The sequence below is a fragment of the Pseudomonas pergaminensis genome (assembly GCF_024112395.2).
In the GTDB taxonomy this organism is placed as follows: domain Bacteria; phylum Pseudomonadota; class Gammaproteobacteria; order Pseudomonadales; family Pseudomonadaceae; genus Aquipseudomonas; species Aquipseudomonas pergaminensis.
Window position 1 is genome coordinate 1,761,375 of sequence record NZ_CP078013.2, and the last position, 19,117, is coordinate 1,780,491.

The window sequence follows — 19,117 nt, forward strand, 5'->3', positions numbered from 1 at the left end:
TTCAGCCAGCGCAAATCTTCAATTGAGCAACTGGGTACGCAAGCGTTCGGACAGCCCATTAGGCGCCAGCCAGAGGCTCAGGTAGGTCCTGGCAAGCTCATCGTCACGACTGCTGAACACCACCTGCCCATTGATCTCCAGGTTCAAACCACGTCCCGGATGAAAATCCAGGGCATACCGATCGCCGCTGCGGATATCGCGAAAACTGGCGTGCAGTTTGTCTATCTCGGGCTTCAACCGGGCGCTGGCCTGCTGGCGCTGCAGCGTGGCAGTGGCGGCTTTGATCACATCATTGCGGTCGATGTCACGGAAGTAGTACAGCGTCAGGCGCAACGCTTTTTGTCGCGCCCAAGCCTGCTTGGCGCTCAGGTCGGACGAGGCGTACAGCGCCGCCGCGTAGACATCCGCCCAGAGGTAGGTGAGCACCGCCTGGTTTTTCAGGGTCAGTTGCTGTGACTGCGCCGGGAAATCGGCTTGTTTCAGACGATCCGCCTCATTGGCGTGCACCGTGATCGACAGCATCAGCAATAAACAGAAAGCGACATGTCGCATAATGGCCAGTCCTGCAAAGGGGCTTGCTGGCAGTGTAATTGCAATTTCCTGATGGTGTAGTAAAGGCAAGACTGGCCTACGACGCGACCAAGGGTTAATGTTCGCGGCGTTGAGCCTTATATAGACTGTGCCCCGGTTCACACACTTGAGCCAAATTGTCCTTCATGACCGCTGGCCGCGGCATGATTTAGCCCGGCGTCCAACCGTACGCCTGGCCTGTTCTGAGGAGTACGCATGGCTGTCTACAACTACGACGTGGTGGTACTGGGTTCCGGCCCGGCTGGAGAAGGTGCGGCGATGAATGCCGCGAAAGCAGGGCGCAAGGTGGCGATGGTCGATAGCCGTCGCCAGGTCGGCGGTAACTGCACCCACCTGGGTACCATCCCGTCCAAGGCCTTGCGTCACTCGGTGCGCCAGATCATGCAGTTCAACACCAACCCGATGTTCCGGGCCATTGGTGAGCCGCGCTGGTTCTCGTTCCCTGACGTGCTCAAAAGCGCCGAGAAAGTCATCTCCAAGCAAGTCGCCTCGCGCACCGGCTACTACGCCCGTAACCGCGTCGACCTGTTCTTCGGCACTGGCAGCTTCGCCGACGAGCAAACCGTCGAAGTGGTCTGCGCCAATGGCGTGGTCGAGAAGCTGGTGGCCAAGCACATCATCATCGCCACCGGTTCGCGCCCGTATCGCCCGGCGGATATCGATTTCCACCACCCGCGTATCTACGATAGCGACACCATCCTGAGCCTGGGCCACACCCCGCGCAAACTGATCATCTACGGCGCCGGTGTGATCGGCTGTGAATACGCCTCGATCTTCAGTGGCCTGGGTGTACTGGTGGAACTGGTGGACAACCGCGACCAGCTGCTGAGCTTCCTCGACTCGGAAATCTCCCAGGCGTTGAGCTACCACTTCAGCAACAACAACATCACCGTGCGCCACAACGAAGAGTACGAGCGGGTCGAAGGCCTGGACAACGGAGTGATCCTGCACCTCAAGTCCGGCAAGAAGATCAAGGCCGACGCCTTGCTGTGGTGCAACGGCCGTACCGGCAACACCGACAAGCTGGGCATGGAAAACATCGGGGTCAAGGTCAACAGCCGTGGCCAGATCGAGGTGGACGAGAACTACCGCACCTGCGTGACCAACATCTACGGTGCCGGTGATGTGATCGGCTGGCCGAGCCTGGCCAGTGCCGCTCATGACCAGGGCCGTTCAGCCGCTGGCAGCATCGTCGACAATGGCAGCTGGCGCTACGTGAACGACGTGCCGACCGGGATCTACACCATTCCCGAGATCAGCTCGATCGGCAAGAACGAGCACGAACTGACCAAGGCCAAGGTGCCTTACGAAGTGGGCAAGGCATTCTTCAAGAGCATGGCGCGTGCGCAGATCGCCGGTGAGCCGCAAGGCATGCTGAAGATCCTGTTCCACCGTGAAACCCTGGAAGTCCTTGGCGTGCATTGCTTCGGCTACCAGGCGTCGGAGATCGTGCACATCGGCCAGGCGATCATGAACCAGCCGGGTGAGCTCAATACCCTCAAGTACTTCGTCAACACCACGTTCAACTACCCGACCATGGCAGAAGCCTATCGGGTAGCGGCCTACGACGGCCTCAACCGGCTTTTTTGAGCGGCTCCGGCCGGTGGCCTGAGCCGGCCGGGGAGACCGATTTCAGTAATTCCCGAGAGTGGCAGTGGCCAAACCGGGAAAGTCTGTAATCAGGCTATCTACGCCGAAGTCGGCGAGCCTGCGCATCAGCGCGGGTTCGTTGACTGTCCACACGGACACGTGCAAGCCCTGGCGCTGGGCTTTTTCCAGTCGCTCAGGGGTGCACAACGTCCAGTTCAACGCCAGAATCTCACAGCCATAGTTTTGCGCGACTTTCAGCGGGTCGAGCCAGGCGTATTCGGCGACCAGCCCGCGTGACAAGTCGGGTGTGAGCTCAACCGCTGCTTTCAATACTTCCCGCGAACTTGAGGTGACGGTGACTTTGTCCATCAGGCCAAAGCGCACGGCCATTTCGCGGATCGCCAGCACGGTGGTGGCGGCCCGGGTGCGCGAAGCGCTTTTGACTTCCAACTGCCAGTGATCGAAATCGCACGTTTCGAACAGCTCCTCCAGGCGCGGGATCGGGCACGGCTTGACCCAGCCCGGGCCGCCTTTGCGCGCGTCCATCTTCACCAGGTCGGCCGCCGAGTACTCGACGACTTTGCCGCGTCGGTCGGCGGTGCGCTTGAGGGTCGGGTCGTGGATGACCATCAGCTCGCCGTCCATGGACAGGTGCAAATCCAGTTCGCAGCGGCGTACGCCGTGCTTGAGGCACTCCTGGAAGCTGGTCAGGGTGTTTTCCGGTGCTTCGCCTTTGGCACCGCGGTGGCCGTAGATCAGGGTCACAGTTGCTCCTTTATGCCAGGTCGTCCGGCAGGGTGAATTCGAGAGTTCAAGTGTCTTGGGCGTCGCTCTGTTCCCGCGCCAGGCGCCGTTCCTGGGCCTGTTTCTGCAGGATGTAGCGCGCCAGCAGTTGGCGTTGGGCGTCGGTCATGGATTCGAATTCGGTGCCGACGTCAAAGCCGCCGCCCTTGGGGTCGCAATGGGTGACCCGCGCGCGCAGCAGCAGGCCGAGTGCCTGGGGCATCAGCACCAGCTTGACTGCCAGGTGGGCACCGGCCGGCAGGGGTGTTGGGTGTTGGAAATCGATGCCGCCTTCGGAAATGATCACCGGCTGCGGTGCGCCGACCTCATCCAACAGGCCGCGCGCCATGATCTGGCTGAGCAGGTCCAGGCGTTTGTTCTGCACCCGCAGGAAGGCGGCGAGGGTGCGGTCCTTCTCACTGAGCTGGCGCAGCAGGTGCTGGGCTTCGAATTCGCTCAGGTGCAGTTCGCTGAGCAGATTGAACAGCGGTGAATCATCCAGCAACACTTCCTTGCTCGCTGCTTCGGGGGCAGACAGGCTTTTGATTTGGAGTGCGATCATGTCGTCGATACGGTAGTATTCGCGGCGCTCTTCTTCATCTAATGTCGACATGGCGAACCCCAGGTAACGGTAATGGTCTGAGTGTAAAGCTGCTTACCAGACCCCGCCACCGGGACGTCTTCTTTTCCTCCGAACAAGCCCCGACATGTTCAGACCTCTCTTCGTATTTATCGGCACGCGTTATACCCGTGCAAAGCGCCGCAATCATTTTGTGTCGTTCATTTCTCTCACCTCGATGATCGGGCTCGCCTTGGGCGTGGTCGTGATGATCGTGGTGCTGTCGGTGATGAATGGCTTCGATCATGAGATGCGCACCCGCGTGCTGGGCATGGTGCCCCACGCGACCATCGAGGGCGATGCGCCCATCAGTGACTGGCAAAGCCTGGCCGACAAGGTCAAGCAGAACCCCAAGGTGCTGGCCGTTGCGCCTTTTACCCAGATGCAGGGGTTGCTGACCAATGACGGCAAGGTGCAGAAGATCCTGCTCAATGCCATCGACCCGGCCCAGGAGCGCAACGTCTCGATCATCGACAAGTTCATGCTGCAAGGCAAACTTGACGACCTGGCGCCCGGCAGTTTCGGCATCATCATCGGCGACAAGGCCGCGGCCAAGCTCGGCGTGGGCCTCGGCGACAAGCTGACCTTCGTCGCGCCGGAAGTCACCGTGACCCCGGCCGGCATGTTCCCGCGCATGAAGCGCTTCACCGTGGTGGGCACCTTCCACGTGGGCGCCGGCGAGATCGACGGCTACCTCGGCCTGACCAACCTCACCGACCTGGCCCGCCTGCATCGCTGGCAGCCGGACCAGGTGCAGGGGCTGCGCCTGAAGTTCAACGACCTGTTCGACGCGCCGCGCGGCGCCTGGGAAATCGCCCAGCACTTGGGCGAGTCCCAGTACTACGCCCGCGACTGGACCCGTACCCACGGCAACCTCTACCAGGCCATCCGCATGGAAAAAGCCATGATTGGCCTGCTGTTGCTGCTGATCGTCGCCGTGGCCGCCTTCAACATCATCTCCACGCTGGTGATGGTGGTGAACGACAAGAAGGGCGATATCGCCATCCTGCGTACCCTCGGCGCCACGCCGGGGCAGATCATGGCGATCTTCATGGTGCAGGGTACCGTGATCGGCGTAGTCGGCACCTTGATCGGCACGGCCGTGGGCATTCTGGCCGCGCTGAACGTCAGTGCCGCCATCGCCGGCCTCGAAACCCTGATCGGCCACAAGTTTCTCAACGCCGACGTCTACTTCATCGACTACTTGCCGTCCCAGGTTCAGGCCCAGGACGTGTTGATGGTGGGCGGCGCTGCGTTGGTCCTGAGTTTCCTTGCCACCCTGTATCCAGCCTGGCGCGCGGCACGTACCCAGCCAGCACAGGCCTTACGTTATGAGTGAATCGGGCATGAGTGAAAAAGCAATCCTGAGCTGCCGCGACCTGGGCAAATCCTACGAGGAAGGCCCGGAATCGGTGGTGGTGTTGTCCAACCTGCAGCTTGAACTGCATCCGGGCGAGCGCGTGGCGATCGTCGGCAGTTCCGGCTCCGGCAAAAGTACCTTGCTGAACCTGTTGGGCGGCCTCGATACGCCGTCCCAGGGCAGCGTGTGGCTGGCCGGTGAAGAACTGTCGGCCTTGGGTGAAAAGGCCCGTGGCCAACTGCGCAACCGTTCGCTGGGCTTTGTGTACCAGTTTCACCATCTGTTGCCAGAGTTCACCGCCCTGGAGAACGTGTGCATGCCGCTGTTGATCGGCAAGACCGCGATCCCGGAAGCCCGCCAGCGTGCCCAGGCCCTGTTGGAGCGCGTTGGCCTCGGCCATCGCCTGCAGCACAAGCCGGCGGAACTGTCCGGCGGCGAGCGCCAGCGTGTGGCGATTGCCCGTGCCCTGGTGAACAACCCAGGGCTGGTGATGCTCGACGAGCCCACCGGCAACCTCGACTCCCACACCGCCCAGGGCATCAAGGATTTGATGCTGGAGCTGAGCACCCAGATGCGCACCGCGTTCCTGGTGGTGACCCATGACATGAGCATGGCCCGCCAGATGGACCGCGTGTTGCACCTGCAGGAAGGTCATCTGGTCGCCATCTGACCCGTTTCAAGCCCGGTGCTTCAAGCGCCGGGTTTTTTCATTTTTTCAGGCGGTGCACGCGAATGTTCAGACCGTTATCGATTTTTATCGGCACGCGCTATACCCGCGCCAAGCGCCGCAACCGTTTTGTCTCGTTTATCTCGATGACTTCGATGATCGGCCTCGCCCTGGGCGTGTTGGCGATGATCGTGGTGTTGTCGGTGATGAATGGCTTCCAGCGCGAAATGAGCTCGCGCATTCTTGGCATGGTGCCGCACGCGACCATCGTCGGCGTGAACCCGATTGACGATTGGCAGCCGGTGGCTGCTGCCGCGATGAAGAATCCGGAAGTGACTGCCGCCGTACCTTTCACGCAGATGGACGGCATGTTCTCCTACAAGGGCGCCATGCAGCCGATTGAGATCAGCGGTATCGACCCGGCGCAGGAAGGCAAGGTGTCGATCGTGGCCCAGCACATCGTGCGCGGCAAACTGGATGACTTGAAGCCCGGCGAGTTCGGCGTGGTGGTCGGCGAAATCACGGCCCGGCGCTTCCGCCTGAATGTGGGCGACAAGCTGACCCTGATCGTGCCGGAAATCAGCACGGCGCCGGGTGGCATCACCCCGCGCATGCAGCGCTTGAACGTGGTCGGCATCTTCAAGGTCGGTGCCGAGCTGGATGGCTCCATGGCCATGATCCACATGGCCGACGCCGCAGAGATCCAGCATTGGCAGCCGAACCAGGTGCAAAGCGTGCGCCTGGCGGTGAAAGACCTGTACGCGGCGCCCAAGGTCTCGGCGGACATTGCCGCCAGCCTGGGCACGGGCTACAAGCCTGATGACTGGACCCACACCCAGGGCAGCCTGTTCAGCGCGATGAAGATGGAAAAGACCATGATCGGCCTGCTGTTGCTGATGATTGTCGCCGTGGCCGCGTTCAACATCATCGCGACCTTGATCATGGTGGTGAACGACAAGGGTGCGGACATCGCGATCCTGCGCACCATCGGCGCCACACCACGGCAGATCATGGCGATTTTCATGGTGCAGGGCACGGTGATTGGTGTCGTTGGCACCTTGATCGGCGGCATCCTGGGCGTGATTGCGGCGCTGAACGTGAGTGAGCTGGTGGGCTGGGTCGAGCGCGTCACCGGGCAGCATATCTTCAGTTCGGATGTGTATTTTGTCAGCAACCTGCCTTCGGAACTGCAGGGTGGGGATGTGCTGCTGATCTGCACGGCCGGGTTTGTGTTGAGCTTTCTGGCGACGATTTACCCGGCGTATCGGGCGGCGAAGATTGAGCCGGCGCATGCCCTGAGATATTCGTAGACTTCAACACCGCTTTCGCGAGCAAGCCCGCTCCCACATTTGAATGTATTCACAAATCAAAATGTGGGAGCGGGCTTGCTCGCGAAGAGGCCGGCCCGCCTTGCATCAATCTCCGGTAGGCAACTCAATTACAAATCTTGTCCACCCCGCCTCAGATTCACCATAAATCCTCCCCCCATGCGCCCGCACAATCGACTGGGTAATTGCCAACCCCAGCCCCGCATGCTCGCTGCTGCCTTCATGCCGAGCCGGGTCCGCCCGGTAGAACCGATCGAACAACCTCGGTAACAACTGCGTGGGGATACCTTCGCCGGTGTTCTCGATCGTGAGGGTCACGCCGTCTTGCATGCGTACCCGCACTTCACCGCCCGGCGGGGTAAACCGCAGGGCGTTATCAAGCAGGTTCGACAATGCGCGGCGCAACATGCCGCGATCACCCATCGTGTGGGCTGTGCCTTCGCGCACCAGGCTGACTTGGGCGTCGTCGGCCAATAACGCAAAAAACTCCAGCAACGCATCGACTTCATCGGCCAGCGCCAAAGGCTCGCGCTTGGGCATCAGCAACCCATGATCCGCCTTGGCCAGATAGAGCATGTCATTGACCAACTGCGCCATCCATTGCAACTCTTCCAGATTGCTGTGCAGCGCTTCGCGATAATCCTCCAGCGGGCGTGGCTGGGTGAGGATCACCTGGGTCTGGGTCAGCAGGTTCGACAACGGCGTGCGCAGTTCGTGGGCGATGTCGGCGGAGAAGGCCGAAAGGCGTTGGAAGGCATCATCCAGGCGGCCAAGCATGGCGTTGAAGGTTTGGGCCAGTTCGGCCAGTTCCACTGGCATGTGTTGCTGGGGCAGGCGCTGGGTCAAGGAATGGGCCGACACACTCGCGGCCACTTCCCCCATGCGCCGTAACGGTCGCAAGCCACTGCGGGCGGCCCAGGCGCCGAGCAGGGCGGTGGCCAGGGCTGACAGGCCGACGGTGAGCCAGATCAAATGCTGCATACGCTGCAGGAAGTGCTGGTGGTGGGTGATATCCAGCACCAGGGTCAGCTGTGGCGAGTCCGCTTGGCTTGCCCGCAACGGCGCGTTGTAGACCCGGTAGTCGGTGCCGGCGTTTTGCAGGCTGTGCAGGCCGGGTGCGGTGGGCAGATTGACGCCGGGCGCACCGTCGAACCAACGCTGGCCTTGGGCGGTAATGCGCAGCGCCAGGTCAGGTTGGCGATTGAGCTCGGCGCGCAGTTGGGCTTCACGTTGCGCGAACACCTGTGGCGAGTCGACACCCTGTAAGGTGCTGCGCAGGTTCACCAGCTTGCTGTCGAGTTGTTGCTGGTCCAACTCAATGAAGTGGGCCTCGCTGGCCCGGTTGAACAGCACGCCCGCGATCAGCGAGACCACCGCCGTGCAGGCCGCAAACAGCAACGCCAGGCGGCTGGCCAGGGACAGGCGCTTGATCAATTGACGCGCTCCTCCAGCACATAACCCATGCCGCGTACGGTGTGGATCAGTTTATTCGGGAAGTTGTCGTCGACTTTCAGGCGCAGGCGGCGGATCGCCACTTCGATAATGTTGGTGTCGCTGTCGAAATTCATGTCCCACACCTGGGAGGCGATCAGCGATTTGGGCAGCACTTCACCCTGGCGGCGCAGCAGCAGTTCGAGCAGGGAGAACTCCTTGGCCGTCAGGTCGATGCGTTGGCCGTCCCGCTCGACACGGCGACGGATCAGGTCCAGGCGCAGGTCGGCCAGTTGCAGCGCGGTTTCCTGCGGCGTGCTGCTGCCACGGCGCAGCAGGCTGCGCACACGCGCCAAGAGCTCGGAGAAGGCGAAGGGTTTGACCAGGTAGTCGTCGGCGCCCAGCTCCAGGCCGTGTACACGGTCTTCCACGGCGTCGCGGGCGGTCAGGAACAGCACCGGGACGTCCAGGCCGGCAGTGCGCACGGCCTGGAGGATCTGCCAGCCATCACGGCCAGGCAGCATCACATCGAGTATCAACAGGTCGTAGTCGCCGGTCAGTGCCAGGTGCTGGCCGCTGGTGCCGTCGGCCACCAGTTCGGCGGTAAAACCCGCCTCCGTCAGGCCCTGGCGCAGGTATTGGCCGGTTTTGAGTTGGTCTTCGACGATCAGCAGTTTCATGGGCAGCTCTTGGCAACGGGTGACGACGGCTTTATACCTTGGGTGCCAGGGCAGGGGGACAACCTGACAAAGTTGTAATCTAGCAGTCAGTTGGCTGGCAGCAGCGCACTCTTAGAGTGTGCCCCAGGTCAGTCAGATATTTTTGGAGAGAAGAGATGGCATTGCGTACACCCCTGTTGCTCGCGGGTTGCCTGCTGGCGTTGAGTTTTGATGCCGTGGCCGATGCTGCACACACCTACGCGTTCGGCGAAGCTGCGCCCGCCAGCCAGGCCACGCGGACCGTAGAAGTGACCCTGCAGGACATTGCCTTTTCGCCCAAGTCCATTGACGTGAAAGCCGGTGAGACAGTGCGCTTTGTGCTCGTCAACAAAGGCCAGTTATTGCACGAATTCAACCTGGGCGACGCGGCGATGCATGCCGAGCACCAGAAGGAAATGCTGCAGATGCAGGCCAGCGGCATGCTTACCGCCACTGGCATGGGCAAGATGGACCACAGCGCCATGGGCCATGGTGCGATGAAACACGACGATCCCAACAGCGTGTTGGTCGAACCCGGCAAAACCGCCGAGCTGACCTGGACGTTCACCAAGGCCACGGGCCTGGAGTTTGCCTGCAACCTTCCAGGGCATTACCAGGCGGGCATGGTCGGCACGCTTAACGTCGATTGATCCGCTGGCGCTTAGGCGCGAGGGCAAAGGCTGGTAGACTGGCGCGGTTTATTTAGCCAGGTTTCCGCCATGCATCCCGCAGCCGAACATTCGCCGCTGGGCAAGTCCAGTGAATACATCTCCACCTACACGCCGTCTTTGCTGTTCCCGATCCCGCGTGCCGCCAAATGGGCCGAACTGGGCCTGAGCGCCGAGACCCTGCCTTACAAGGGCGTGGATTTCTGGAACTGCTTCGAACTGTCCTGGCTGTTGCCGTCGGGCAAGCCGGTGGTGGCCATCGGCGAATTCAGCATCCCGGCCGACTCGCCGAATATCATCGAGTCGAAGTCGTTCAAGCTGTACCTCAACTCGTTGAACCAGACCGCGTTTGCCGATACGGCAAGCCTTGAAGCGACCTTGCGCACCGACCTCAGCGCCGCTGCCGGTGCGCCTGTGAGCGTGCGTATCCGCAGCCTGGCCGAGATCGAGGCAGAAGGGGTGATGGCTTTGCCGGGTGTGTGCATTGATGATCTGGATATCAGCGTCAGCAACTACGAGCATCCGCGCCCGGAACTGCTGCGCTGCGATGCCTCGCGCGTGGTCGAGGAAAGCGTGCACAGTCACCTGCTCAAATCCAACTGTCCGGTGACCAGCCAGCCGGACTGGGGCAGTGTGGTGGTGGAATATCGGGGTTCGGCGCTGGATCACGCGAGCCTGCTGGAATACATCGTGAGCTTTCGCCAGCACTCGGACTTCCATGAGCAGTGTGTGGAGCGCATCTTCCTGGACTTGCAGCGCTTGCTGAAGCCGGAAAAATTGACCGTGTATGCGCGGTATGTGCGGCGGGGTGGGTTGGATATCAACCCGTACCGCAGTACTGAGGATGTGGCGTTCCAGAACGTGCGCCTGGCTCGCCAGTAGCTATCACGTAAATCTAATGTGGGAGCTGGCTTGCCTGCGATGACGGTGTATCAGTCACCTGATGGATGACTTAATGATCGCTATCGCAGGCAAGCCAGCTCCCACATTTTGCTTCTGTGCTGGGCGGGGGACTGTATTAGATCCCCATGCTGCCCAGCGTGTTCATGATATTGCGCAATGTCCCGGAAATAACCGGGTGCTCAGCATCGAACTCGATGGCCGCTTGATTGACATCGTCGGAAATACTGGGTGTTTGAGTGGCCGGCTCAAGTTCGAGTTGTAATTCAAACTTGGCAATCAAGGCTTCCAGTGCTTCACGCTTTTCTTCCGACAGCGGCGGTTCCTGTTCCAACTGCCCGCGCAGGATCTCGACCTGTTCTTCCAGTTTTTTGCGATCAGGCATGACGTGTTTCCTTTTATCGATAGGCACTGGCATAGACCGCGGCACGCCGAGAAAGGTCTACGGGCTGACCTGTAGATTAATCCACTGGCGCCGACCGTGCATGATCCGTGTCAGGGCTTCTCGCCTTTAAGCTGGCGCAGGCTGATGTCGGCCAGGCACGTGCCGAGTTCGCCCAGGTGATCGATCACCGAGTGCACCCCCAGCCCGTACAGCGCGAGGGTGGCCTTGCCGCGCTTGAATTCGCGTTCCTGTTCGGTCAGTGCCTGCCATTGCTCGGGTGCCATGCCGCACAGCGAGCCGCAGGAGGCCAGCCCGATGGTCCACAACCCGGCATTGAGGCCTGATTGCAGCAGGCGTGGTTCGCCGCTGACCAACACGCAGCCCTCCAAGCGTTCGATATTCAGTGCCATCAAGGCTTGCCAGCAAGCATGGGGCGCGGGCCAGCGAATGGAGGAGGGCGGCGTGGCCTTGATCCAGTCGGGCAGCGTGGCGGCCAGGGGGGCGGTGACGGCGGGGGGGAGTTCATCCAGCCAGGCGCAGGGCACGCCTTGTTCCTTGAGGCTGCGCAGGATCTTCAGCGCCCCCGGTGTGGCTTGGGAGTCGGGAGAAGGGGAATCGGAGCGTGCCTGGGAACCGAAGTCCACCAGGCAGCCACTCAGGCCAAACAGAACGGCGGTCAAGGCGGGAGCGCTGGCGATGGCTATCTCGGCGTGAGGCATGTCGACATCCCTGAAATAGCGTTAACGCTATCGAGTCGGGATGACAAGCCGATGACAGGATTGTTAATTGTAGGAATTTTGTCCATTTTAGGTCTGACGTTTCCTAGTTGCTGCTTAATTGGCGACTTCCGTCATATACTGACCGCCTTATTCAGGGCATAGCGCCCATGACAGACCATTCAAGGAGCAAAAGCTATGCGCTGGAGCCACTACTTCGCTCAGTTGTCAGTGTGTGCCACTGTCCTGCTGGCCCCGTTTGCCGCGCACGCAGCGTCGGAAGACGACCCGTGGGAAAGCATCAACCGCCCGATTTTCACCTTCAACGATACCGTGGACACCTACGCCCTCAAGCCATTGGCCCAGGGCTATCAGTTTGTAACACCGCAATTCGTCCAGGATGGCGTGCACAACTTCTTCCGCAACATCGGCGATGTCGGCAACCTGGCCAACAACGTGCTGCAGCTCAAACCCCATAATGCCGGTGTCGACACCGCCCGCCTGCTGGTCAACACCACCTTCGGCGTGCTGGGCTTCATCGACGTAGGCACCAAAATGGGGCTGCAACGCAGCGACGAAGACTTTGGCCAGACTCTCGGCTACTGGGGTGTCGGTAGCGGCCCTTACGTGATGCTGCCACTGCTGGGCCCGAGCACCTTGCGTGACGCGCCGTCCAAGTACGTGGACAGCTACACCCAACCGTATCGCTACATGAACGATATCGGCTGGCGCAACAGCACCTTCGGCCTGAACATCGTTGACACCCGTGCCAGCCTGCTCGACAGCGAGAAGCTGATCACCGGTGACAAGTACACCTTTATCCGTAACGCTTACCTGCAGAACCGCGAGTTCAAGGTCAAGGACGGCAAGGTCGTCGACGACTTTTAAGCCGTGACTTTTTGAAATGAAAAAAGGCGACCCTCAGCGGTCGCCTTTTTTGTGCGCGGTGTTCAGCGCATTTTCAGGATTCTGAGGCCCAGGTGCTGGTCGTCACCGCTGGCTTTGGTCCAGACCACCTCGGTGTCCGCCTCCAGGCCCTTGAGGGCGGCGTGCTCCGAATCGATGCGCACGGTCAACAGGTCGCCTACGTTGAACTGGCGAGGCGCCTGCACCTGCATGCCGGAGCTGGACAGGTCTACGCAAACCCCAGCGATCTCCTGGCCTGCGTGGATCAAAGACACATCGGCATCCACACGCATGCGGATGAAATCGCGTTTTTCGGCGTAGTCGCGCTCGTGTTCGCTCATGGGCTTCATCCTTACTTTGTGTTGTGGTCGTGCCTGTTCTTATAACTCCCGGTGATTTGCGGTGTAAAGACGCCCGGCGACCATCGGCATGAGCTTGAAACCCCTCACGGATGGGAGTACCGTCTGCGCCTTAGAAGGGCACCTCTGCTTTACCTTTGTGCATGGGCCAAATCCCAATGCTTTGTAGGACAGAGAGGCTAGAAAGCGAATCCAGTACGTGAGCCCGGCCATTGCCGAGCCGCCTACGCCAACCTAATTCTGGCGCCGTTTGCCCACATGCAAAAAACCAGTGCCACGCTGCTGATAATCGATGACGACGAAGTAGTGCGCGCGAGCCTCGCGGCCTATTTGGAAGACAGTGGCTTCAGCGTCCTGCAGGCCAGTAATGGCCAACAGGGTCTCCAGGTGTTCGAGCGCGACCAGCCCGACCTAGTGATCTGCGACCTGCGCATGCCCCAGATGGGCGGCCTGGAGCTGATTCGCCAGGTGACCGAGCGTGCGCCACAGACGCCGGTGATTGTCGTGTCCGGTGCCGGCGTGATGAACGATGCCGTCGAGGCCCTGCGCCTGGGCGCTGCCGACTACCTGATCAAGCCCCTGGAAGACCTGGCCGTGCTGGAGCACTCGGTGCGCCGCGCGCTGGACCGGGCCCGCCTGCTGGTCGAGAACCAGCGCTACCGCGAAAAGCTCGAAACCGCCAACCGCGAACTCGAAGCCAGCCTGAACCTGCTCCAGGAAGACCAGAATGCCGGTCGCCAGGTGCAGATGAACATGTTGCCGGTCAGCCCGTGGACCATCGACGAATTCAAGTTTGCGCACCAGATCATCCCGTCGCTGTACCTGTCGGGTGATTTTGTCGACTATTTCCGCGTTGATGAGCGCCGGGTGGCGTTCTACCTGGCCGACGTGTCCGGCCACGGCGCTTCTTCAGCGTTTGTCACCGTGTTGTTGAAGTTCATGACCACACGGTTGCTGTTCGAATCCAAACGCAATGGCACCTTGCCGGAGTTCACCCCCTCCGAGGTGCTGGGCCACATCAACCGAGGTCTGATCAGCTGCAAGCTGGGCAAGCACGTGACGATGGTCGGCGGCGTTATTGATGAAGAAACCGGTCTTTTGACCTACAGCATCGGCGGTCACCTGCCGATGCCGGTTTTATACACTCCAGACAGTGTGCGTTATCTGGAAGGGCGTGGTCTGCCGGTGGGCTTGTTCAATGAAGCCACCTACGAAGACCACATCCTGGAACTGCCGCCGACTTTCAGCCTTACGCTGATGTCCGATGGCATCCTGGACCTTCTTCCAGAGCCTACACTCAAAGAGAAAGAAGCTGCCTTGCCCCAAAAGGTCAAGTCGGCGGGCGGCAGCCTGGATGGCCTGCGGCAGGTTTTTGGATTGGCCACGCTAGGGGAGATGCCGGATGATATCGCCCTATTGGTGTTGAGCAGGAATCTTTGATGAGTACCGGAAGAATCCAGTTCGCCGAGCAAGACGGGACCTTCGTCCTGAAGTTTGTCGGTGAAGTGCGCCTGACCTTGTGTTCGGCGCTGGATGCGACGATTGAGCGGATCTTCACAGCCTTGAATTTCTCGGCGATCGTGATCGATCTGACCGAAACCCGCAGCATCGATAGCACCACGCTGGGCCTGTTGGCCAAGCTGTCCATTTTGTCTCGGCAGAAGGTCGGCCTGTTGCCGACTGTCGTCACCACCCACGAAGACATCACTCGGCTGCTGCAGTCCATGGGCTTTGATCAGGTGTTCAACATCGTTGACCGCCCGATCCCCTGCCCGGAATGCTTGACCGACCTGCCGTCCCAGGACCAGTCCGAGGAAGTCGTGCGGGTCAAGGTGCTGGAAGCGCACAAGATCCTGATGGGCTTGAACGAGTCCAACCGCGAAGCCTTCCACGACCTCGTCAACGCGTTAGAGCGCCACTGATCTGCTCGGCTGCTGGAAAACCGTCCAATGTGGGAGCTGGCTTGCCTGCGATAGCTGTACGTCAGCCACCTATGTATTGCTGACCCACCGCTATCGCAGGCAAGCCAGCTCCCACAGTTGATCCGAGGTCGGCCTGAGGTACGGGACACAAGCATAAAAAAGGGCGGCACCCGCAAGGGTACCGCCCTTTTTGTCGCCGCCTGCTTTACAGCTTGGCAGTCAACAACGCTTCAAGCTTCTCTTGGTCGCGAGCAAACTGACGAATCCCCTCCGCCAACTTCTCAGTCGCCATCGCATCCTCGTTGGACTCCCAACGGAACTGCGCTTCAGTCAAATGCACACGCGCTTCACCGGCATGGCCTGGCGACAACTTGCGCTCCAGCTTGCCTTCATCGGCCGCCAGCTTCTCCAGCAAGTCGGGGCTGATGGTCAGGCGATCGCAGCCAGCCAGCTCTTCGATCTGGCTCAGGTTGCGGAAGCTCGCACCCATCACCACGGTCTTGTAGCCGTTGGCCTTGTAGTAGTTGTAGATGCGGGTCACCGACTGCACGCCCGGGTCTTCAGCACCGGTGTAGTCGTTGCCATTGGCCTTTTTGTACCAATCGTAGATACGGCCCACGAACGGCGAGATCAGGAACACGCCAGCCTCTGCACACGCCACAGCCTGGGCGAACGAGAACAGCAGGGTCAGGTTGGTCTGGATGCCTTCTTTTTCCAGCTTCTCCGCCGCGCGGATGCCTTCCCAGGTGGAGGCGATCTTGATCAGCACGCGGTCGCGGCCAACGCCGGCTTTGTCGTACAGGTCGATCAGACGGTGCGCACGCTTGAGAATGGCAGCTTCGTCGAATGACAGGCGGGCATCCACCTCGGTGGAAATGCGGCCCGGCACTACTTTGAGGATCTCTTGACCCACCGCCACCGCAAAACGGTCGCTGGCCAGGCCTACGTCACCGTTGCAGTCCTTTACGGCTTCGTCCAGCAGGTTGGCATAGCCTGGGATCGAAGCGGCCTTGAGCAGCAGGGAAGGGTTGGTGGTGGCGTCTTGCGGCTTGAGCTTGGCGAGGGTAGAAAAATCGCCGGTATCGGCTACGACAGTGGTGAATTGCTTGAGTTGTTCCAGCTTGGAAGTCATGGGCGTGCTCTGTCCTGTGGGTCTGATGACATTACCCGAGCGCCGACAGGCGCTCAAGGGCGCAAATGCGTTCGATCGTTTGCGAGGGCAATAACGTGAAAACAGCCGTTTGAATCACCGGCCTTGGTGCTAGATAGGAGGCCAAAACGGGCAGCAGGTTCAACCCAATTCGAGCTGCTGTAGGCGCTGGCTTGTCAGCGATGAGCATAGGTACCTACATAGCTCTGGGTACGGCGCCGGATCTGTGGAGAGTAAGCTTTTTCCTGCCGTCGGCCTGACACACACGACCGCTATCTATCTGTTGCCCCGCAATCCAAATGTGGGAGCTGGCTTGCCTACGAAGGCGGCCTGACAGCCGACCGCTATCTATCTGTTGCCCTGCAATCCAAATGTGGTTGCTTCAGAATCGTGTAGATATCTACGCAGCGATGAGCGCAGGAAGCCCACCCAATCATCAACCGCAACTCACCGCCCTTCCAACAACGCCCCAGCTTGGTCCAGCAACGCCAACGGATCACTCGCCTTGTGAATATCCACCGACAACAACTGCCTGAACTTGCGCGCCCCTGGGAAACCGGTGCCCAGCCCCAGGATGTGCCGAGTGATATGGTGCATCGAGCCACCGGTCGCCAAATGCTGGGCAATATAAGGCCGCAATTGCACCAACGCCTCCGCCCGACTGATCACCGGCGCGTCACTGCCAAACAGCTGCTGATCCACCTCCGCCAGCAGATACGGATTGTGATAAGCCTCCCGGCCCAGCATCACGCCATCAAACGTCTGCAAATGCACATGGCACTGCTCCAGCGTCTTGATCCCGCCGTTAAGCACTATCTCCAACTCCGGAAAGTCCCGCTTCAACTGCGCTGCCACGTCATAGCGCAGCGGCGGAATGTCGCGATTCTCCTTCGGCGACAACCCCTCCAGAATCGCGATCCGCGCATGCACGGTAAAACTGGTGCAACCCGCGTCCTTGACTGTCCCGACAAAATCACACAGCTCGGCATAACTGTCCCGCCCATTGATCCCGATGCGATGCTTCACCGTCACCGGAATCGACACCGCATCGCGCATCGCCTTCACACACTCCGCCACCAACGCCGGGTGCGCCATCAGGATCGCGCCGATCATATTGTTCTGCACGCGGTCGCTGGGGCAGCCGACGTTCAGGTTCACTTCGTCGTAACCAGCCGCTTCGGCCATACGCGCGCACGCGGCCAGGTCGGCGGGGACACTACCGCCCAATTGCAGTGCAAGCGGGTGCTCGGCTTCGTTGTGGCGCAAGAAGCGGTCGTGGTCGCCGTGCAGGATCGCGCCGGTGGTGACCATCTCGGTGTAGAGCAGGGCGTGCTTGGAGAGCAGACGCAGGAAGTACCGGCAGTGGCGGTCGGTCCAATCCATCATGGGTGCAACGCTAAAGCGCCGAGACAGTGCGGGGCTTGATTCTGCTGGGCTAAAGCTCTGTTTATCTAGCATTTTACTCAACGTGTTCTAGGCGAGTTTTAGGGCGTTTTCAGGCGTTTTTGGAGGCTCGGTGGTACGATGTACCACCTCAAAACTGACGCGTACCACTTTTCGATATGGCGACCATCAGGGCAAGAAAACTGGCGGATGGGACTATGAGCTACACGGCTCAAATCCGCATCAAACGCGACGGAGTGCAAGTCTACCAAGAGAGCCAGACCTTCGCCCGGAAACAGGCTGCCCAGGCGTGGACGCGCAAGCGCGAATCGGAGCTGGACCAACCTGGCGCGATCGAGCGGGCGAGTCGGAAGGGCGTCACCGTCAAAGACATGATCGACCAGTACCTGTTGGAAGTTGGAAAGGCCCGGCCATTGGGCAAAACCAAGAAGGCCACACTTGAAGCCATCGGCAAGATGGACTTCGGCCAACTGAACGATACTGACGTCACCACCCAATGCCTGGTCGACTTTGCCCTGTTTCGGATGAGCCGCGAGGGCGGCGGCGTCCAGCCGCAAACCGCCGGCAACGATCTAGCGCACCTCGGCGCCGTCCTGGCCATCGCCAAAGACGCCTGGGGCTATCAGGTTGATCCGCTCGCCATGGGCGGCGCCCGCCGCGTGCTGCGCAAACTGGGCTACAACCTGAAAAGCCGAGAGCGTGACCGCCGGCCGACTTTGGACGAGCTGGCAAAGGTGCTGACGCACTACCAAGCCATGCAGGCTCGGCGCCCAACCGTCATCAATATGCTCAAGGTCGTGGGCTTTGCCTTGTTCTCCACACGCCGGCTGGATGAAATAACCCGTATCCGCTGGGCCGACGTCGACGAACCCGGTCAGCGAGTGCTGGTGCGCGACATGAAGAACCCCGGCCAGAAGATCGGCAACGACGTGTGGTGCTACCTGCCGGACGAGGCGTGGCAGATCCTCCAGACCATGCCGAAGGCCGGCGAAGACATCTTCCCCTACAGCCCTGAATCTATATCCACTTCCTGGGCCAAAGCCTGCAAGTTCTTGGAAATTGCGGATCTGCACTTCCACGATCTTCGCCATGAAGGCGTCAGCCGCCTGTTTGAAATGGATTGGGATATCCCACGCGTGGCAAGTGTCTCCGGCCACCGGGATTGGAATTCGATGCGGCGCTATACCCACCTGCGTGGCAAGGGTGACCGTTATGTGGGCTGGGAATGGCACGAAAAGATACTGAGGGCGCCCGTCCAACTGGGCGCCGCATCAGAAAAGTGGCTCAAAAGGCGTGTTTTATCCCGTTGAGCTGGTTGTGTTCTTTCACCGCGGCTGCGCGCTGCAGGTCAAGGTAGGCCGCAAAGTCGGTGAGGTGGATGCCCTTGGCCGACTTCTGGCTACCTTCCAGGCGGGTGATCGGCAGTTTGATCTGACCGCTCATCACCTTGCGCTGGAACATCTCCGGCGTCAGGTGCGTGAAGTAGTCCCTGCACACCAGCTCCAGCGGGATAATCGCCTGACCGTCGTATTGGGCCATGAGAATGAAGGCTGTATTCATGATGGCCCCTTACATCCTAAACGATTGATGGATGAACGCCGGCGGCGCTTTGTGTTCTGCGGGTTTTGCGTCATTACCCT

At 60.4% G+C, this 19,117-nt stretch carries 21 protein-coding genes; 10 read left to right on the plus strand and 11 right to left on the minus strand.

Going from position 1 to position 19,117, the window contains the following annotated elements:
• Positions 1-18: 18 nt before the first annotated feature.
• The gene (locus tag KUA23_RS07960) at positions 19-552 is read right to left on the minus strand and encodes a chalcone isomerase family protein (protein ID WP_252993691.1); all 534 of its coding nucleotides are present in this window, start codon (positions 550-552) and stop codon (positions 19-21) included.
• 234 nt (positions 553-786) lie between these two features.
• Here KUA23_RS07960 and sthA point away from each other — a divergent pair, with 234 nt between their 5' ends.
• Positions 787-2,181, plus strand: a complete 1,395-nt coding sequence (gene sthA / locus KUA23_RS07965) for a Si-specific NAD(P)(+) transhydrogenase (protein ID WP_233894594.1) — start codon at positions 787-789, stop codon at positions 2,179-2,181.
• A 42-nt stretch (positions 2,182-2,223) separates the two neighbouring features.
• Here the strand turns inward: sthA and KUA23_RS07970 are convergent, their stop codons facing one another.
• Both KUA23_RS07970 and KUA23_RS07975 read right to left on the minus strand, forming a co-directional pair.
• Positions 2,224-2,946, minus strand: coding sequence for a glycerophosphodiester phosphodiesterase (locus tag KUA23_RS07970; RefSeq protein ID WP_025856983.1), 723 nt, complete (start codon positions 2,944-2,946; stop codon positions 2,224-2,226).
• A 46-nt stretch (positions 2,947-2,992) separates the two neighbouring features.
• Positions 2,993-3,577, minus strand: coding sequence for a PilZ domain-containing protein (locus KUA23_RS07975; RefSeq protein ID WP_078047437.1), 585 nt, complete (start codon positions 3,575-3,577; stop codon positions 2,993-2,995).
• A 94-nt stretch (positions 3,578-3,671) separates the two neighbouring features.
• Here KUA23_RS07975 and KUA23_RS07980 point away from each other — a divergent pair, with 94 nt between their 5' ends.
• The 3 genes from KUA23_RS07980 to KUA23_RS07990 all read left to right on the plus strand — a co-directional run bounded on the left by KUA23_RS07980 (position 3,672) and on the right by KUA23_RS07990 (position 6,920).
• Positions 3,672-4,922: a lipoprotein-releasing ABC transporter permease subunit gene (locus KUA23_RS07980; protein WP_078047438.1), complete on the plus strand. Its 1,251-nt coding sequence runs from the start codon at positions 3,672-3,674 to the stop codon at positions 4,920-4,922.
• 7 nt (positions 4,923-4,929) lie between these two features.
• Positions 4,930-5,613 (plus strand): lipoprotein-releasing ABC transporter ATP-binding protein LolD, encoded by a 684-nt coding sequence (gene lolD, locus KUA23_RS07985; protein ID WP_252993692.1) that lies wholly within the window; start codon positions 4,930-4,932, stop codon positions 5,611-5,613.
• Between the two features lie 62 nt (positions 5,614-5,675).
• The gene (locus tag KUA23_RS07990; protein WP_078047440.1) at positions 5,676-6,920 is read left to right on the plus strand and encodes a lipoprotein-releasing ABC transporter permease subunit; all 1,245 of its coding nucleotides are present in this window, start codon (positions 5,676-5,678) and stop codon (positions 6,918-6,920) included.
• A 105-nt stretch (positions 6,921-7,025) separates the two neighbouring features.
• Here KUA23_RS07990 and KUA23_RS07995 read toward each other — a convergent pair whose 3' ends face one another.
• Both KUA23_RS07995 and KUA23_RS08000 read right to left on the minus strand, forming a co-directional pair.
• Positions 7,026-8,372 carry a heavy metal sensor histidine kinase gene (locus tag KUA23_RS07995; protein ID WP_252993693.1) on the minus strand — a complete coding sequence of 449 codons (1,347 nt, stop codon included), beginning with the start codon at positions 8,370-8,372 and terminating at the stop codon, positions 7,026-7,028.
• Positions 8,369-9,049 (minus strand): heavy metal response regulator transcription factor, encoded by a 681-nt coding sequence (locus tag KUA23_RS08000; protein WP_078047442.1) that lies wholly within the window; start codon positions 9,047-9,049, stop codon positions 8,369-8,371. Before KUA23_RS08000 ends, KUA23_RS07995 begins: the two co-directional genes overlap by 4 nt.
• A gap of 155 nt (positions 9,050-9,204) precedes the next feature.
• Between KUA23_RS08000 and copI the strand changes: the two genes are divergently transcribed.
• Together copI and queF are read left to right on the plus strand one after the other, a co-directional pair.
• Entirely contained in the window at positions 9,205-9,717 is a 513-nt protein-coding gene (gene copI / locus KUA23_RS08005; RefSeq protein ID WP_078047443.1) for a copper-resistant cuproprotein CopI, read from the plus strand.
• A 69-nt stretch (positions 9,718-9,786) separates the two neighbouring features.
• Positions 9,787-10,617: an NADPH-dependent 7-cyano-7-deazaguanine reductase QueF gene (queF, locus tag KUA23_RS08010; protein WP_078047444.1), complete on the plus strand. Its 831-nt coding sequence runs from the start codon at positions 9,787-9,789 to the stop codon at positions 10,615-10,617.
• Positions 10,618-10,753: 136 nt separating this feature from the next.
• Here the strand turns inward: queF and KUA23_RS08015 are convergent, their stop codons facing one another.
• Both KUA23_RS08015 and pcrP read right to left on the minus strand, forming a co-directional pair.
• Complete coding sequence (locus tag KUA23_RS08015) at positions 10,754-11,020, minus strand: DUF4404 family protein (RefSeq protein ID WP_034102566.1); 267 nt, start codon at positions 11,018-11,020, stop codon at positions 10,754-10,756.
• A gap of 110 nt (positions 11,021-11,130) precedes the next feature.
• Entirely contained in the window at positions 11,131-11,739 is a 609-nt protein-coding gene (gene pcrP / locus KUA23_RS08020; protein ID WP_252993694.1) for an HAD superfamily inactivated hydrolase PcrP, read from the minus strand.
• Positions 11,740-11,934: 195 nt separating this feature from the next.
• Between pcrP and KUA23_RS08025 the strand changes: the two genes are divergently transcribed.
• On the plus strand, positions 11,935-12,624 hold the full coding sequence (locus KUA23_RS08025; protein ID WP_078047447.1) for an MlaA family lipoprotein: 690 nt from the start codon (positions 11,935-11,937) through the stop codon (positions 12,622-12,624).
• Between the two features lie 62 nt (positions 12,625-12,686).
• Here KUA23_RS08025 and KUA23_RS08030 read toward each other — a convergent pair whose 3' ends face one another.
• Positions 12,687-12,983: a PilZ domain-containing protein gene (locus KUA23_RS08030; RefSeq protein WP_099494412.1), complete on the minus strand. Its 297-nt coding sequence runs from the start codon at positions 12,981-12,983 to the stop codon at positions 12,687-12,689.
• 276 nt (positions 12,984-13,259) lie between these two features.
• On the opposite strand from KUA23_RS08030, the gene rssB reads away from it, so the two are divergent.
• Both rssB and rssC read left to right on the plus strand, forming a co-directional pair.
• Complete coding sequence (gene rssB, locus KUA23_RS08035) at positions 13,260-14,441, plus strand: two-component system response regulator RssB (RefSeq protein ID WP_025856971.1); 1,182 nt, start codon at positions 13,260-13,262, stop codon at positions 14,439-14,441.
• Entirely contained in the window at positions 14,441-14,923 is a 483-nt protein-coding gene (rssC, locus tag KUA23_RS08040; RefSeq protein ID WP_003172602.1) for an anti-sigma factor antagonist RssC, read from the plus strand. The genes rssB and rssC overlap by 1 nt, the downstream gene beginning before the upstream one ends.
• A 205-nt stretch (positions 14,924-15,128) precedes the next feature.
• On the opposite strand, the gene tal is transcribed toward rssC, so the two are convergent.
• The gene (tal, locus tag KUA23_RS08045) at positions 15,129-16,055 is read right to left on the minus strand and encodes a transaldolase (protein WP_099494413.1); all 927 of its coding nucleotides are present in this window, start codon (positions 16,053-16,055) and stop codon (positions 15,129-15,131) included.
• A gap of 465 nt (positions 16,056-16,520) precedes the next feature.
• Positions 16,521-17,531, minus strand: a complete 1,011-nt coding sequence (gene dusA, locus KUA23_RS08050) for a tRNA dihydrouridine(20/20a) synthase DusA (protein WP_252993695.1) — start codon at positions 17,529-17,531, stop codon at positions 16,521-16,523.
• Between the two features lie 104 nt (positions 17,532-17,635).
• Between dusA and KUA23_RS08055 the strand changes: the two genes are divergently transcribed.
• Positions 17,636-18,787, plus strand: coding sequence for a site-specific integrase (locus KUA23_RS08055; RefSeq protein ID WP_252993696.1), 1,152 nt, complete (start codon positions 17,636-17,638; stop codon positions 18,785-18,787).
• Here the strand turns inward: KUA23_RS08055 and KUA23_RS08060 are convergent.
• Positions 18,762-19,037 (minus strand): pyocin activator PrtN family protein, encoded by a 276-nt coding sequence (locus KUA23_RS08060; protein ID WP_093511976.1) that lies wholly within the window; start codon positions 19,035-19,037, stop codon positions 18,762-18,764. The genes KUA23_RS08055 and KUA23_RS08060 overlap by 26 nt on opposite strands.
• Positions 19,038-19,117 lie beyond the last annotated feature (80 nt).

What these genes read in the sequence shown, in the direction of transcription:
- KUA23_RS07960 (WP_252993691.1), bottom strand. Translation starts at nt 552, where the DNA reads ATGCGACATGTCGCTTTCTGTTTATTGCTGATGCTGTCGATCACGGTG.
- sthA (WP_233894594.1), top strand. Translation starts at nt 787, where the DNA reads ATGGCTGTCTACAACTACGACGTGGTGGTACTGGGTTCCGGCCCGGCT.
- KUA23_RS07975 (WP_078047437.1), bottom strand. Translation starts at nt 3,577, where the DNA reads ATGTCGACATTAGATGAAGAAGAGCGCCGCGAATACTACCGTATCGAC.
- KUA23_RS07980 (WP_078047438.1), top strand. Translation starts at nt 3,672, where the DNA reads ATGTTCAGACCTCTCTTCGTATTTATCGGCACGCGTTATACCCGTGCA.
- lolD (WP_252993692.1), top strand. Translation starts at nt 4,930, where the DNA reads ATGAGTGAAAAAGCAATCCTGAGCTGCCGCGACCTGGGCAAATCCTAC.
- KUA23_RS07990 (WP_078047440.1), top strand. Translation starts at nt 5,676, where the DNA reads ATGTTCAGACCGTTATCGATTTTTATCGGCACGCGCTATACCCGCGCC.
- KUA23_RS08000 (WP_078047442.1), bottom strand. Translation starts at nt 9,049, where the DNA reads ATGAAACTGCTGATCGTCGAAGACCAACTCAAAACCGGCCAATACCTG.
- copI (WP_078047443.1), top strand. Translation starts at nt 9,205, where the DNA reads ATGGCATTGCGTACACCCCTGTTGCTCGCGGGTTGCCTGCTGGCGTTG.
- queF (WP_078047444.1), top strand. Translation starts at nt 9,787, where the DNA reads ATGCATCCCGCAGCCGAACATTCGCCGCTGGGCAAGTCCAGTGAATAC.
- KUA23_RS08015 (WP_034102566.1), bottom strand. Translation starts at nt 11,020, where the DNA reads ATGCCTGATCGCAAAAAACTGGAAGAACAGGTCGAGATCCTGCGCGGG.
- pcrP (WP_252993694.1), bottom strand. Translation starts at nt 11,739, where the DNA reads ATGCCTCACGCCGAGATAGCCATCGCCAGCGCTCCCGCCTTGACCGCC.
- KUA23_RS08025 (WP_078047447.1), top strand. Translation starts at nt 11,935, where the DNA reads ATGCGCTGGAGCCACTACTTCGCTCAGTTGTCAGTGTGTGCCACTGTC.
- KUA23_RS08030 (WP_099494412.1), bottom strand. Translation starts at nt 12,983, where the DNA reads ATGAGCGAACACGAGCGCGACTACGCCGAAAAACGCGATTTCATCCGC.
- rssB (WP_025856971.1), top strand. Translation starts at nt 13,260, where the DNA reads ATGCAAAAAACCAGTGCCACGCTGCTGATAATCGATGACGACGAAGTA.
- rssC (WP_003172602.1), top strand. Translation starts at nt 14,441, where the DNA reads ATGAGTACCGGAAGAATCCAGTTCGCCGAGCAAGACGGGACCTTCGTC.
- tal (WP_099494413.1), bottom strand. Translation starts at nt 16,055, where the DNA reads ATGACTTCCAAGCTGGAACAACTCAAGCAATTCACCACTGTCGTAGCC.
- dusA (WP_252993695.1), bottom strand. Translation starts at nt 17,531, where the DNA reads ATGCTAGATAAACAGAGCTTTAGCCCAGCAGAATCAAGCCCCGCACTG.
- KUA23_RS08055 (WP_252993696.1), top strand. Translation starts at nt 17,636, where the DNA reads ATGGCGACCATCAGGGCAAGAAAACTGGCGGATGGGACTATGAGCTAC.
- KUA23_RS08060 (WP_093511976.1), bottom strand. Translation starts at nt 19,037, where the DNA reads ATGAATACAGCCTTCATTCTCATGGCCCAATACGACGGTCAGGCGATT.